Here is a 13,905-nt window from a genome sequence, read left to right on the forward strand (position 1 = left end):
AGCAGCACGCGGCCGCGGTCATCCTCGTCGGCGTCGCCTTCCTCACCGACGCGTACCACCGCGCAGGTGGTCAACTACGCCCAGGCACTGGACGCGGCGGGCTCCCGGCTCGTCCTGGCGGGCCGCCCGCCGCTGCCCGACGGCGTCCCGTCGCCGTGAACACGGCGGCGTCGCGGTCCGGCATCGGCGTGGCGTATCCGGGGGGCAGGTCGAGTGTGGAGCGGGGGTTCTCGGCCGCCTTGACCAGTTGGGCCGGTGAGCGGTGGGCGGATCCCGTGGACGGCGGGGGTGACGGTAGGGCGGGTCACGCCGTACGGCTCGGCGGGCGCCGCGTGCCGCAGCCGGCAGGCGCAGGTGGACCACGGTGACCATGATGCGGTCGGTGAAGACCAGTTCGTGGTCCGGCCCTGCGCCGCCCGCGCACGCAGAGGGCAGGACGGGACAAGGCCGCACGGGTTCGGTAATGCGTCACAACATCACCACCCCGTGCGGTCCGCCTCACGTCCCGAGGCGCCGGCGGCCCAAGCGGCGTAGGACTTCGCGACCAGTTCCTCCACCAGGGCGCTCTTCGCCGCCGAGTAGGCCGCCCTGCCCTCGCTGTCGGCAGGAAACCGGTGTGCCAAGGCCACCTTCAAGGCGCTGTAGCGCCGGACCTCATCGGGCCGCTGACGCAGGTAACCGCGGAGCAGGACGTGATCAAGGTGGGGCTTCGAGCCCGCGACCACGGCGTACAGATGATGTCCGGAAGACGCAGGAGGGGCCTGGAACGCCTCCCGTCCCCGAATCCCCAGATCGCCTTCGTGCCGGTAGCCCTGCCCGGCGAGCCGGGAGACCAACTCAGGCATGACCGACTCCTCGGACACGACGATGTCGAGGTCGATGATCGGCTTGGCGGCACACCCGGGCACGGCCGTACTGCCGACGTGCTCGATGGACACAGCCAGACCGGCGACGTGAGGTGCCAGGCGCTGCCGCAGATCCTCGAACCGCTCGGGCCATCCGGGGTGGTAGTCGCTGACCACGATCATGTCAGTCATGTCCCGCAGTTTCGCAGGATCGCCAAGCCCGTCGCATCCCTCGGAGTTCCCTGGCTGTCGCGTACCGAGTTGCAAGGATCGCTGACGTGAGACCGGCCGACGTCGGCCGGGGCGTGCGCAACTCGGGCCAGGTGCACTGAATCGACCCGGGGTTCTCCCGGTGGATCCGGGCGAAGCTGGTCGAAGAGGTTGAGGGTGACGCCGCGGCCCATCGCCTGGGGCGGGACCACCAGGTCGTCCCAGAGGGGGACGGGGTCGTGTTCGTGCAGCTCAGCTCCGGTGCTCGTGCCGTTCGGCACCGGGCACTTTCCGGAGAACACCGGGTTTGGCCGTGCTGCGATCCGTCGTTAGGCTCGCGCGCGCCCGCCGGGATACTGGGGCGCATGCGAATCGACTTCGATCCTGAGCAGCTCGGCCGGAACGCGTTCTACAGGCTCCTCACGGCGACCGTGGTGCCCAGGCCCATCTCCGCTGTTGACGCGGCGGCGACGGGCGCTGCGCCGACGACGTCTGTGAAGGGCAGAGCCCCATCGGTGCAGACGAGGTCGGAGCCGCGGTCTCTGCGGAGCCAACCGACGGGAACGCCTGTTGCCGAAGGGAAGACTCGTATCGCCGAACCGGCGCAGGCCGAAACTTCTTGCAAGCCGCGTCAGAGTCCTACCTCCCGGCAGACACGCGCACCCGGCCACAACCACCCCTTGTCCAAAGACGACAGCCCTGATGCACGAAGCATCCGGCGCCTCCGGTGGCCGACCGGTGGCCGGACGCCTCTGGACGACGCGATACGCGGCAGCACGGGCCAACGAGCCGGATGTGCTCTGATCAGGCAGGACAGCATCAGGCAGCACGACCAGGCACCGCGTAGCACGAACTCTTACGGTCTCGTAATGCGTAGGTCTCGGGTTCGAATCCCGAAGGCGGCTCCACGAAGCCCCAGGTCGCATAGGCCATGACCTGGGGTTTTTGCATTCGTTGGCCTTGGAATTCGGGCCAACCGGACACGCGCGACCTGCGAATCGCAATGCGTGGGTCGCCGGTTGATCGTCAGCGGTGATTACTCGATGCGGCGCTCTGACCTGTGACTTTTCGTTGAATGTCTTCTGGCCTGTGCTCTGGGTTTGGACCCGGTGGCCATCCCGTGGCCATGCGTGCAGCAAGCGGGCGACGGCGTTGCCCGGACTCGACCCACGCGAGGCTGAAGTGCTGTCGACTTCCTACAAGGCGTCGAGCGTGACTTTTCGGGCCTGAGGTACATCGATCAGTGCGGCAGATCCGGGGCGCGGGCTCTATCTTGGGCTGCGCCCGGCCCGTCCCAGCCGTGGGCTGTGGGCATGGTTGTCGGTAGGCAAGAGGGGGAGGTCAGGGTCGGGACGCAGGCTGAGGGTGTCGGGGTGGGGCGGTTTGGCGGGTGCGCTGCCGGTGTCACGTGAGGGGCGCTTCCGCTTCCATTTGCCGAGGGGATGAGGAGATTGCCCATCACCTCGACTGCAGCGCCGCTGGTGAGCAGCGCTACGGCCAGTGCGGTCAGGCCTGCGGAGGCACGCAGGGCGCGGGGCGTTGAGAAACGCGGGTCGGCGTAGGTCATCAGTCCACGAACTCCTGGGCGACCTGGACGTATTCGAAGCCGGTGACATTGGTGGCGATCTCCATGTGACCGCTCCTCGACGAGGCGATCAGGGTGTTGAGCAGGCCGGAGATCGCTCCGCTCAGCGCCGTCTCGGTGTCCGAACCGTCGGCGATGAACAGGGCCTTGGTCGCCACTTTTTCCAGCACTGCGCGGTTGGCGCCGCCGAAGCCGTAGGCGATCACGTGGGGGTGGCGCGGCCACTTCCTGTCCACCAGCGTGCGGAAGGAGTTCTGCCAGTGTGCGTCCGTCGGACTGCCGTCGGTGAGGAAGAAGACGGTCGGTCGCAGCACACCGAAGTTCTGCGACCGCAGGTCACGGACATCCTGCTCGATGCACTGCCGCACCCGGTCGAAGGTCTTGCCGTACTCCGTGCGCCCGCCGCAGATCACCTCGGGCATGGCCGGCACCTGCTCCATGTCCGACATCGGGATCACCACGTGCACGTCGGTGGAGAAGGCGACCACGGACACTCGGGCGAACTCCGAGACGCGAGGATTCACCGCCAGGTTGTAGTGCAGACGGGCGAGGGTCGCGTTGAGCACCGCTTCGTGCGGCTTCATCGACGAGGACGCGTCGATCACCACATAGGTGGGCAGGCAGTCTGACATGGGTGCACCTCTGAGTCAGTGGTGGGCGGCGAGGACGAGGATCACGATCGCGGCCAGGATGAGGACGAGAACCCACCCCTCTTGCGTGGTGTCCTCGGGCTTGGATGTCTTGCCGGTGGGCTTCGGCACGGGTTTCTTCTTCTCGGCCCGCTCGGTGCTGGTGGGGGCCTGCACGATCGGGGCCAGTGGCGGTAGTTCGGTGCGGGTCGGACGGGGCATGGCCCTGAGATAGGGGCCGCCGTTGAGGGCTTGGCGTAACTGGGCCGCTGAGGGCCGCTGTTCGCGGTCGGTCGCGAGCAGCATGTCCAGCAGGACCTCCGAAGCTGCGGGCTGCTCCCCCCAGGGGGAGCCGGCGATGGTGTGGAAGACGCGGGCATCGCGCTGGCCCGTCATGCATTTGGCGACGAGCAGTCCGAGCCGGTAGCGGTCGGTGTACTTGTCCGCGTCGGTGCCCTGCGGGGTGAGCGGGTCGGCCCAGTTCGGCTGGTGGAGGTCGGGCATCTTCTCGGGTTGGCAGCCGTCGACGTCAATGAGGTAGACGGAGTGCTGGTCCGGGCTCCAGAAGGCGTTGGAGAACGACCAGTCCGAGTAGACCAGGCCCAAGGTCTCCAGGATCGCGGCGAGTTCGGTGAGACGGCGGCAGGCGGCGAGCCTGCCCTTCGCGCCTGGGCTCGGCAGCCCGATCCCCCGGATCGAGTCGTCGGACTTCGCCAGCCAGTCGACCTCCACGAAGCGGCGCTCGCTGAAGGTGCCGCGCCGCAGCTCGGAGCGGTAGTGCTCGGGTGCCACCGGGATCACGCAGCCGACGGCCGGGTTGCCGGGCTCGTGGATCCGGGCCGTGGGCCAGCACGTCCCGGTGTAAAGGGCGGCACGGTCCGCCTCCGGCAGGGTGCCGGGGGCCGAGATCAGCAGGTCGAGCCGAGAGGCGTCGTCCGGGTGCTGGTCCTGCCGGTAGAGCTTGGCCAGCCAGCCCGGATGGTCCGTCAGCGGCTTCACGGCGACTGCCTGGCCGTTGTGCTCAGAGATCGACTCGCCGAGCGGTCCGAGATCGCCGATGCTCACCTTCCGCGGCAATGTCCAGCCGCATGGATCGGCTGCCGGACCGCCGCCGTTGGCACTGCCTTTGCCACCGGCTCCGTCGGTGAGATCGGGTGCTGTCATGTCCGTGCTCCGTTCCACACCACGACCGCGGTGCGGTCGTCAAGGCACTGCGGCGCGTCGAAGCCGACGTCGGCGATGAGCCGCGTTGCAGGGACCGGCAGACGCCAGGCATTCGCGAAGTACGTGTTGACGTTGCCTTCCGGGTTTGCCCACGCGTCGCCGATCCCGTCCGTGACCAGGGCGAGGGCGGCGCCGGGAGGCAGCGTGACGTAGTGGCCCCTGGCCAGTTGCGGAGTGTCCGGCAACTGCCCGGTGACCTCGTTCGAGACCACCGCCGACGTGCGGTCCTTCGGCTCGCCGGACGAGAACAGCCACAGCGGGCCGCGCGGGTCGAGCGTCCAGGCCGAGCTGTCGCCGAGCCACGAGACCCAGGCCCTCGCGATGCCGTTCGCGTCCGGTTCGGCGAACACCGCGGTGATCAGCACGGTGGCCACGTGCGAGGTGCCGACGCCGCGTCCGGCGGCGTGCGCGGCGACAGATTCCGCGATCCGGCTGTACAGGCTCTTGATGTCGAGCCCGTCAAAGCCCACTGCTTCCAACTGCTCACGCAGCAGGGTGACGGCCTGGCTGGAGGCGGTGGTGGCGCCGGCGTCGGACCAGGCCGCGCTGGACAGGCCGTCGGCCACGGCCACGATCGCGTACCGGCTGTCCCGGCTCCGCCCGATCCGGTAGGAATCCTGCCGCGGTTCGGCGGGCTGGCCGCAGCGGTGGCCGGGCCCGACGACGGACGCCGCGCGGATGCTGAAGGCGCCGACCACGGCCTCGTCGGCGGCGATCCCGTTCTGCACCGTGCGCTCCGGCAGCAGCCACGGGTAGCCCTGGGCGCGGGCGCCCTCGCCGAAACGAGGAACGCTCAGGTCGGTCGGCCGCTCGCGCAGGAACGGCCGGGGGGCCGCGGGCCGGGCCTGCGGCGGCGCCGCTGCCGGTACGGCCGGGACCGGCGGGTTGGGCCTGGGCTCCGGTTCGGGGCGGTCCCGGTGCCGGGCGGGCGTCGCGGCGGCTCCGTACCCCAGCGTCGCCGCCGTGCCGACGACACCCACTGCGGCGAGGGCGAACGCGTTCACCAGCCGGCCATAGTGCTCGTGCGGCGTGCTGACCTCGACGAAGGCTCCGACGACGACGGCCACGAGCAGCACCGCCCGCACCCACCCGTCCATGAGGCCGCCTTGCCGGCTGTCGGCCCGCCTCACGAGCGCGCCCCGGAACCGCGGGAGTCCGGCCCGGAAGCAAAGTGCTGACTACCGTGCTGCACCGCGAACACCTCACCCGAGTGGGTCGCGGAATTGACCTGGATCTGGACGTCCGGCCTTTCCGGGGTGCGCAGCGCCGCCAGCGCCATGACGTCCCCGGCAAGAGCCGGGTTCCGGTCGAGCAGCTGGGACAGCGCCTCGGCCCAGTAGCCCACGGCTGCGCCGTCGACCGCCCCCCTGTGCGCGGTCGACGGCTGATCGAGTGCGGCGGACAGCTCGTTGCGCCGACTGCTGCGAGCTCGCGCCAGGATGTCGCTCATCAGCCTCTTCGCCTCGTGCCAGAGGTCGGTGCCCATGGCGGCGACCAGGGTGGCGGCGCCGCTCACGGCGATTTCCGCGAGTTCTTCGTTCATCGCTGCGTACCCCGGTCGTTGTGGCGGACGTACTGGTTGCCGCGGAGGACGGCGAAGGCTGTGCTGTTTCCCGAGGCCTGGACGATCTGTTCCACGTTCCGCCGCCCGGGTTCTGCAGGCATTTCGCCGGCGTGGGATTCCCCGCCGGAATCGGCGCGCGGCCCTACGGGGCTGCCCGGGTACCAGAGCCAGCCCTGCGCGGCGTACTTCTTGACCCGGACGTCTGCTGCTGTGAAGGCGTCGGCGTCGAGCCCCTCGTAGCCGTGACCGACCGCCTCCTCGTAGAAGTGCTGCGAGAGGATCACGGCCACCGGCGTACCGGTGGTGCCGGCGAGGGCCGCGTTCCGCAGCGGTGCGGAGTCGAGCAGCCGGGCCAGCGCTTCGAAGGGGGCACCGGAGACGGTGCCTTCCGGGTCGATCCGGATCTCCCCCGCGTGCACCGCCGCCCGCACCCGCAGTTGGGCGTCCTGGCGGGCCTGCCGGTTGTGCCCGCGGATCCGCGTGCCCAGTTCGGGCAGCAGCGGGTGCAGCAGCCTGGCCTTGGACAGTCCGGCAGGGGCGACGAGTTGGCAGCCGTCGCCCGTGTCGACGTAGGTGAAGTCCGCGGCGTCCAGGTCCGCGAGACCGAGGGAGTCGGACAACGCGGAACGCAGAACCCTGCGGATCTCCTGCAGCCGCTGCTCGCCGCGGCCCGCGGAGTCCGCGATGTCGCACGCCAGCAGCGCCCGGTATTCATACCTCGGATTCACAATCCCTCCGCGATCACGACGGGGCCGAAATTCGCGCACCGATTCGCCGACTTCCCGGTTCTCCGGTGCCGTTCCCGATGGTTGACGGGATCGTAGAGGAGGGGTCCCGGCGGAGAACCGCTACTAATACCGCTTGTGCCGCTTCGGGCGGACGAGGAAGAGAGGTACGGCCGATGAGCAACACACCGGTTCGCCGGACCGCGTCCTACTGGCCGCCGACCGGGCTGCTGGGCCGGGTCGACGAGGCCGACCGCGCAATCCTGCTCGGGCTCGGCCACCGTGTGGTCTACCCGGCCGGCCAGATCGCCATCCGGGAGGCCGACACCTCGGACTTCGCGCTGCTCCTGCTCGGCGGCACGGTGAAGGTCACCGCGCACGCACAGGACGGCCGCGAGGCGCTGCTGGCCGTGCGGATGGCCGGGGATCTGGTGGGGGAACTCGCCGGAATCGACGGTCAGCCGCGCGTCGGCACCGTGACCGCCTGCGGCAGGGTGCTGGCCCGCTACATCCTGCGCTCCGAACTGCTGGAGTGCACAAGGCAGCACCCTGCCGTAGGGCAGGCGATCGGGGCGAGCGTGGTGGCCAAGCTGCGCACGGCAACCGGCCGGATCGTCGACTTCACCGGCTGCGACGTGCTCGGGCGGCTCGCCAGGATCCTGTACCACCTGGCCGTCACCTACCGGCTTCCCGGCCGTCGAGACGCCCAGCTTCCGCTGTCGCAACCGGAGATGGCCACCCTGGTCGGTGCTGCCGAGTCGTCGATCCACAAGGCGCTGCGCGCGCTGCGGGCGTCGGGCGTGATCGTGACCGGCTACCGCAGGATCACCATCCTCGACCTCGAACACCTCGCCCGGATCGCCGCCGAGGCCGCCCCGCCGGGGGGCTTCGCAGCCGTGCCGCCGGATCGCCGGCGGACTTCGCCAATCACGTAGAAGCACCGGGTTCGCGCGACGAGCCGGTGCCAGCCTGACCGGGCGCCGGGGATCCGCGCGTGGGAGAAAACGAGGAAGCAAGATGGCAGACAACAGCGGAGCTCAGGACGCATCCGGCCCGGTCCGGGCAGACAACGTGTCCGGAATGATGATCGTGGGCAGCGGAAACACCGTCAACCACCTCGCACTCAACCTCAACGCCGAGTACGGCTCGACCGTCACCGTGCACGCCGGACCGCTGCCCGCTCCGGTCAAGCGCCAGCCGATCTCCCAGCTCCCGCGCTCCGCCGCCGATCCGCTGATCGGACGCGACGAGGACCTGCGGGTGCTGCAGGAAGCCGTCCGAGCAGGCAAGTTGGTGCAGATCTGGGGCGCGTCCGGCATCGGCAAGAGTGTGCTGCTGCGCCACCTCGCCCGCACCTTGCCGCGCGGGGCCGACGGGGTGGCCTACATCGAAGCCGGCGGCCGCACGGCTGACGACATCGCCCAGGCGATCTTCGACATCAGCTTCGACGCCCCGAACTACAAGCCGTCGCCCGAGGTGCTGAAGGAGCACCTCAAGCAACTGCGGCTGCGGATCTACCTGGACGACACCGGACTCGACGGGACGGACCTACGCCGGCTCCTCGACCTGGCCCAGCACTCCACCTTCGTCTTCACCTCGCAGCAGCTGTCCGCGGTCGACGGCGTCCAGGCGGTCCAGCTCAAAGGGCTCACGGCCCCGGCAGCGGCGAAACTGGTGGCGACGCTGCTCGGCCGCGAACTGCGGACCGACGAGGCGTCGACCGTGGACGCGCTGTGCGACGTGGTGGACGGCAGCCCGCTCCAGCTGCGGCGCATCGCCTCGTCGGCAGCGGGCGGAGCGGGCCTGCCGGGTGTCACCCAGCTCCCCGAGCTGATTCCCGCGCTGGTGAGGAGGCTTGAGCCGCGGGAGCACGACCTGATGCACCTGCTCGGTTCGCTGTCCGGCGCCGAGCTGGCCGCCCGGCATCTCAACGATCTGCTCGGACATCCGGACAGCGACGCGGTCGCCGACAGCCTGGTGCGCCGCGGCCTGCTGCTCGCCTCGGAGACCGGCTACAGCTGTCCGCCGGATGTCGCCGAGTACGTGCTGACGAGCCGGGGGACGGAGTTCCCCGCCGACCGGCTCTGCCGGGAGCTCACCGAGTGGGTCCGGGCCAGGGGCACCACCCCGGACGACGTCGCGGCACACTTCCAGGCCCTGGACGTCGCGGTGGTGCGGGCGGAGCAGAGGGGACACCCGGAGCTCGGCGTGGCGCTGGTCCGCGCCGCTTCGCCCAAGCTGGCGCTCTCGCGGCAGTTCGACGCGTGGGGTTGCCTGCTCGGAGCCGGCTGGTCGGCGGCGAGGAGCGCGGAGGACACGCAGGGCGAGGAGTTCTTCGTGCGCGAGGCCGACACCCGGAAGCGGGCGATCGGCCGGGCTGCACTGAAGGCGGGCTTGGTAGTCGAGGCGGGTGTGCTGGTGCACGAACTCCTCGCGCTGCGGGCCCATTCGGCCGTGCAACAGGTCGCCCACACGGCGTCGACCGTCGCGCATCCGGCCTCCGCAATCGTCCAGGGGCACGCCGCGGCTCACACGTCGACCGCCGCGCATACCGCGGCCCACGTGTCCAACGCCGCGCATACCGCGGTCCACACGTCCGCCGCTGCGGCTCACCTGCCCACGGCCGCCGCCAGGCCGGTGTTCGACCTCTCCCAGCCCGCCCAGCACGCGCAGGCCGCGACCCATGTGGCCAATGCGCACTCCACTGCTGCACAGATCCGGCCGCGGGTCGATCTTTCGCACGCGCACACGTCTCTCTCCCCGTCGTCGCATGCCGCAACCACGACCACGACGGCGACCGGCGGAGCCCACACGGCGGCCACCACCGTTGCGGTGGGTGCCAAGGGCGGAATGTCGGCACTCGCCGTCGCCTGCACCTTCGGCTTCGTAGCTGTGCTCGGCGTGGGTGTCACGGCGTACGAGAACCACCGGCCGGACCCGTCCCCCGTCGCCGCACCGACCGTCGTCGACACGCTGGACCAGGAATACGTCGGTACGCAGGACCCGGCCTACGACACCCCGGATTCCGTCGATCCCGTCTGCGCGACCCTGATCTCGGACCTGCCGCCGGGGATCGGGCAGTTCAGCGCCGACGCCTCCAGCGCGTCCGACGCGATGGCCTCGTACAACAGCGCCATGGACGACTACAACGCGGGCCAGGCGTACGCCCCTCCCGACCCCAGCACGGTGTTTTCCCAGGTCAGCACCGTCATCAACGACCTGAGCGCCATCGACTCCACGTTGCAGGAGGCCATGGCACAGGCCCAGGACGATTCCCTGAAAACGGACCTCGACAGCATGCTGACCCCTGTCCAGCAGATGGAGAGCCTGTACCAGTCGTACGCGGACTCCCCGAGCGGTACCGACTTCGACACGTCGAGCCAGGGCGTTGCGATGCTCTCGGCCGCCGACAGCCTCGACACCGACTGCGGCGAATGACCTCCCTGCAACCCGCCCACGAGAGGCCGAACATGCCTACGGAACCCGGACACCGGGACATCAACGTCGGAGACGTCTCCGGCACCTTCGTCGTCGGCGACGACAACCACGTGACGAGCACGACGCATTGCCCCGGGCATTCCCAACCGCACCAGCAGAACTCCGCGGAGGGCCAGGGGTCCGTCTTCGCCGTCGAACACGGGACCATGCACGTCACCTACAACTCCGGACCCTCCCGCGAAATCGCCGGTGACGCCGGGGACTGAGCAACGCCGCGTGCCTCGGCCGACGTTCGGCCGGGGCACGCAGCGCCGTGCTCCGCTCAGTCCCGTTCGGCCAGCAGTTCCAGGTCCTGGGTGTTCAGTGTCGCAGTCTTCAGCAGTTCCCTGATCAGGTTGACGCTGAGCACCGAGCCGACCGGTTCGCCGACCTCGTCGCGCAGCAGCCCGCGCACGCCCCGCCGGTGCAGCCGCTCGCGTACGTCCTCGACCGTGTTCGCGACCGACTTGTAGGTCCAGGACTTGGCGGCGTAAGGCGAGGCGTTGGCCAGACGGGCAGTCTCTTCCCAGGTCAGCGGGAGTGGGAAGGTGTCGTGGCCCTCCAAATAGCGCCGGGCGAGCGCGGTGAGCACCAGTCGCTCCTGGGGGGAGAGTTCGTAGACTGTCTCGGGATCCACGGTCTTCGCACTGCTCGTGGCGCGCGGGTGCCGGTCGTCCTGGTCGACGACGCGGACCTCCACCAGGTGCGAACGCTGCTTGGACGAGTTGATCACCAGCGGGGTGTACCCGGATGCGATGATCCGCTTGTGGCCGGTGAGCATAAGCGCTCCGTCGGGCAGTTCGATCGGCAGGCTGCCGGTATTGGCCAGCCACCACTCGCCGCCCACACCCGTGCAGGTGAATACGCCGTGCCGGCGGCTGACGGTCGGGTCGTCGACACCGACTGCCACATGCACGTCCTCGCGGTCGCGCCCGAACAGCAGCGTGTACCGGCGCGGCGGCACGGCGTACCCGCCTTCCGGACCCAGCACGAAGATCGTGCCGGGCGGCGCCGAGGGCACCCTGCCGGAGGGACTCCCCGGCGGCAGTATCTGGGGTGGGAAGTTTCCGGACTTCATTTCACAGACCTCCGGCTCGGGTCGCGCCAGTGTATGAGCGCACTGCGAGGACCGGTCCTCCCGCCGCATTCGGCGCGCGGATATCGGAAATGTGTGGGTCCTGTACGTCGGCCGCGCGCGTCCGCCGCCAACGCGTATCGTGTGGCCCCGGTTTGGGCGACGACATGCCCGCCGTGAGCGCGAGCAGCCGAGGAACCGCTGATGATGGACAGCACGATCGCCGAACAGCTCGGCCCGGACGATCCCCGGGAGATCGGCAGTTTCAACATCATCGGCCTGCTCGGCACGGGTGGCATGGGTGAGGTCTACCTCGGGGCGTCGGACAAGGGCTACGCCGCCGTCAAGCGCGTGCGGCCGCGGCTGGTCTCCAGCGAGCGCTTCGAGCGCGAGGTGGGCATTCTCTACCGCGTGCCGGTCGGGGTCGGGCCGCGGGTGTTGGCGAGCGACGGCACGGCCGAACGCCCCTGGTTCGCGGCCGAGTACATTCCCGGACTCACCGTGGACGAAGCGGTCCGGCTGCGCGGCACGCTGCCCGTCGAGGCGCTGTGGCTTCTGCTGGCTGAGGCAGCCGCCCAACTGCGCGCCGTGCACGCGCTCGACATCGTGCACCGCGACGTCAAGCCCGGCAACGTCATGCTGGTGCGCGACGGTGTGAGGCTGATCGACTTCGGCATCGCGCGCGCAGCGGACCAGACGAGGCTCACCAGGGGCGGCGGGGGTTACGGGACGCAGGGATTCTCGGCGCCGGAGCAGCAGACCGGGGACGAGGACGTGGACGCGCCGGCGGACGTCTACGCGCTCGGGGCGCTGCTGCTCTACGCGGCCTCGGGCCGCACGCCTGGGGCCGTCCCCGACGTCGAGCCGCTGCGCGCGGTGGACGCGAGCCTGGCCGCTGTGGTCGGGTCCTGCCTCACCGCCGCGCCTGAAGCCCGCCCCACCGCCGGCGAGGTGGTGGAAGCGGTCCGCGCGCACCCGTCCGTTCCGCCCCCGTCCTGGCCCTCCGAGGTCATGTCGCGCATCGCCTCGCGACGTGCCTTCGCCACGACGCCGGTCGGCAAGCTGGAGACGGTACCGCCGCCGAACCTGGCTGCGGGCCCCCCGGATGCCGCGGACCCTCCGGGGTCGACGGAGGCCGGGACCCTGCCCACGATCCCCGTGTTACCCCGCCGCCCGCGCAGACGCCTGCTCCTGGCCGTCGTAGTGCTCGCTGTCGCTGCTGGCGCAGCGTTCCTGCTCATTCCGTCCGGACCCTCGCAGAAGGGCACCGCCCACTCACCCGGCAGATCACCGGCGACCGTCGAACCTGTGGCCGGTACGACGCGGGCGTCCTCCGCGAACCCGAGCCGTCCGGCCTCGCCCACCGCCGAGTCCGCGCCCCCGACCCTGACCCTGACCCCAGGCGTCCCGGTCGGCACGCACACGACCGCCCCGCCGGACGGCGCGCCCACCAAGCCGTCGGCCCCCGCCATTACCGCATCCACCGCAGTCGCCGCACGCCCCACCGCACGGCAGATCGCCGGGATCAGCGGCAACGAAGACCCGGACCAGGTCAAGGGTTCCGAAGCGGACACCAGCTGGGTCGGGAACGACGCCGCCTGCTCCGCCTGGCTGGACGACAACGGATCCGGCGAGCTCGCAGGCGTGCTCAACACCTCCCTGAGCCAGACCTGCAATGCCATGCTCTACCGCAGCGACGGCGTCGCGTACGGCTTCCATGCCTCCTGGGGCGCTGCGAAGACGAACTTCGTCTCGGACGTCGGCACCACGATGTGGATCTGCGTCTGGAACGCGAACGACGCGTCCGGCACGCAGTGCTCCGCCCGCTTCGCCATGCACGGCCACACCCCGGTGGAGGAGTGAGTAACCGGGAGAGCCGCTGAGGGGCGCAAGGTGCCCCGACCGGCTGCATCCCAGCGGGCTCGGAGCCACTGGCCGACCCGCCGACCATCCGCCGGAAACGCGTGGCCTGGCAGTCCGTTGAGCTGCTGGGTCCGGTCCCGGACGGCGTACTCATCGGCCTGCACCAGCCGGTGCCATGTGGGCGGTGGACCAGTCGCGCGCCGCACGGGTGACCTCCTCCAGGGCGCCGGGCTCCCGAAGAGGTGGGCGGCGCCGGGGGCGACCGGGAGGTCGTCTCGCAGTACGCGGATACAGCAGAAGTCGGCGAACTCCTCGAACGACTCCGCGCCGTCGGTTGATCCGGCCACAGGCGGGTGTCCTTCAGTAACCCATAGCAGGCGCCTCCTGTAGAGGGGCGACAACCCCGGGGTGCGGGGCATCCGGTGTCTCCCGTGGCCAGTCCGTGGCCGGACGCCTTTGGACGACGTAGTACGAGAGAGTATTCGGTTGACCGGCCACAGGCGCTGTGGTCAGGCAGAACGGCACCAGGCAGCATGACCCGGGGCTGCGTCCGTGGAAATGGTGTAGCTCATTGGAACTGGTCTGCAATATCCCAGCGTCGGGCTGGTGTCCGGCGCAGAGGAATGGCCACCGACTGATCCCCGAGCTGTGGGGAGCCGCGGTGACGGGACTCGCCGCGGCTCTGGGGGTGAAGGGGCCGATGGTTGA

11 protein-coding genes and 1 pseudogene are annotated in these 13,905 nt (G+C 70.2%); 5 read left to right on the plus strand and 7 right to left on the minus strand.

Annotated features, from left to right (window positions below; translation table 11 throughout):
* Positions 1-476: 476 nt before the first annotated feature.
* Positions 477-1,037, minus strand: a complete 561-nt coding sequence (locus tag IH54_RS0136625) for a GrpB family protein (protein ID WP_052398278.1) — start codon at positions 1,035-1,037, stop codon at positions 477-479.
* A 383-nt stretch (positions 1,038-1,420) separates the two neighbouring features.
* On the opposite strand from IH54_RS0136625, the pseudogene IH54_RS47435 reads away from it, so the two are divergent.
* Positions 1,421-1,525, plus strand: a pseudogene (locus tag IH54_RS47435) (flavin reductase family protein); the annotation flags it as partial.
* A 1,096-nt stretch (positions 1,526-2,621) separates the two neighbouring features.
* Here IH54_RS47435 and IH54_RS0136630 read toward each other — a convergent pair.
* From IH54_RS0136630 to IH54_RS0136650, 5 genes are read right to left on the minus strand one after another with little or no spacing between them, the layout of a single operon-like run.
* A complete protein-coding gene (locus tag IH54_RS0136630; protein WP_031525369.1) occupies positions 2,622-3,272 on the minus strand; it encodes a vWA domain-containing protein in 651 nt (216 codons plus the stop codon).
* A 15-nt stretch (positions 3,273-3,287) separates the two neighbouring features.
* Positions 3,288-4,433, minus strand: coding sequence for a hypothetical protein (locus IH54_RS0136635; RefSeq protein WP_159012309.1), 1,146 nt, complete (start codon positions 4,431-4,433; stop codon positions 3,288-3,290).
* On the minus strand, positions 4,430-5,590 hold the full coding sequence (locus IH54_RS40795) for a protein phosphatase 2C domain-containing protein (protein WP_043183288.1): 1,161 nt from the start codon (positions 5,588-5,590) through the stop codon (positions 4,430-4,432). The genes IH54_RS0136635 and IH54_RS40795 overlap by 4 nt, the downstream gene beginning before the upstream one ends.
* Positions 5,591-5,619: 29 nt before the next feature.
* Complete coding sequence (locus IH54_RS0136645; RefSeq protein WP_031525372.1) at positions 5,620-6,036, minus strand: hypothetical protein; 417 nt, start codon at positions 6,034-6,036, stop codon at positions 5,620-5,622.
* On the minus strand, positions 6,033-6,785 hold the full coding sequence (locus IH54_RS0136650) for a hypothetical protein (protein ID WP_031525373.1): 753 nt from the start codon (positions 6,783-6,785) through the stop codon (positions 6,033-6,035). The genes IH54_RS0136645 and IH54_RS0136650 overlap by 4 nt, the downstream gene beginning before the upstream one ends.
* A 173-nt stretch (positions 6,786-6,958) precedes the next feature.
* Here IH54_RS0136650 and IH54_RS0136655 point away from each other — a divergent pair, with 173 nt between their 5' ends.
* From IH54_RS0136655 to IH54_RS42230, 3 genes are all read left to right on the plus strand, one after another.
* Complete coding sequence (locus IH54_RS0136655) at positions 6,959-7,717, plus strand: Crp/Fnr family transcriptional regulator (protein ID WP_052398279.1); 759 nt, start codon at positions 6,959-6,961, stop codon at positions 7,715-7,717.
* Positions 7,718-7,799: 82 nt separating this feature from the next.
* On the plus strand, positions 7,800-10,220 hold the full coding sequence (locus IH54_RS0136660) for an ATP-binding protein (protein WP_159012311.1): 2,421 nt from the start codon (positions 7,800-7,802) through the stop codon (positions 10,218-10,220).
* A 32-nt stretch (positions 10,221-10,252) separates the two neighbouring features.
* Positions 10,253-10,486, plus strand: coding sequence for a hypothetical protein (locus IH54_RS42230; RefSeq protein ID WP_159012313.1), 234 nt, complete (start codon positions 10,253-10,255; stop codon positions 10,484-10,486).
* 56 nt (positions 10,487-10,542) lie between these two features.
* Here the strand turns inward: IH54_RS42230 and IH54_RS0136670 are convergent, their stop codons facing one another.
* Positions 10,543-11,337: an FHA domain-containing protein gene (locus IH54_RS0136670; protein WP_052398280.1), complete on the minus strand. Its 795-nt coding sequence runs from the start codon at positions 11,335-11,337 to the stop codon at positions 10,543-10,545.
* 201 nt (positions 11,338-11,538) lie between these two features.
* On the opposite strand from IH54_RS0136670, the gene IH54_RS40800 reads away from it, so the two are divergent.
* Positions 11,539-13,197, plus strand: coding sequence for a serine/threonine protein kinase (locus IH54_RS40800; RefSeq protein ID WP_043183290.1), 1,659 nt, complete (start codon positions 11,539-11,541; stop codon positions 13,195-13,197).
* Positions 13,198-13,905: the final 708 nt, after the last annotated feature.

This window comes from Streptomyces sp. NRRL F-5123 (assembly GCF_000721495.1).
GTDB lineage: Bacteria > Actinomycetota > Actinomycetes > Streptomycetales > Streptomycetaceae > Actinacidiphila.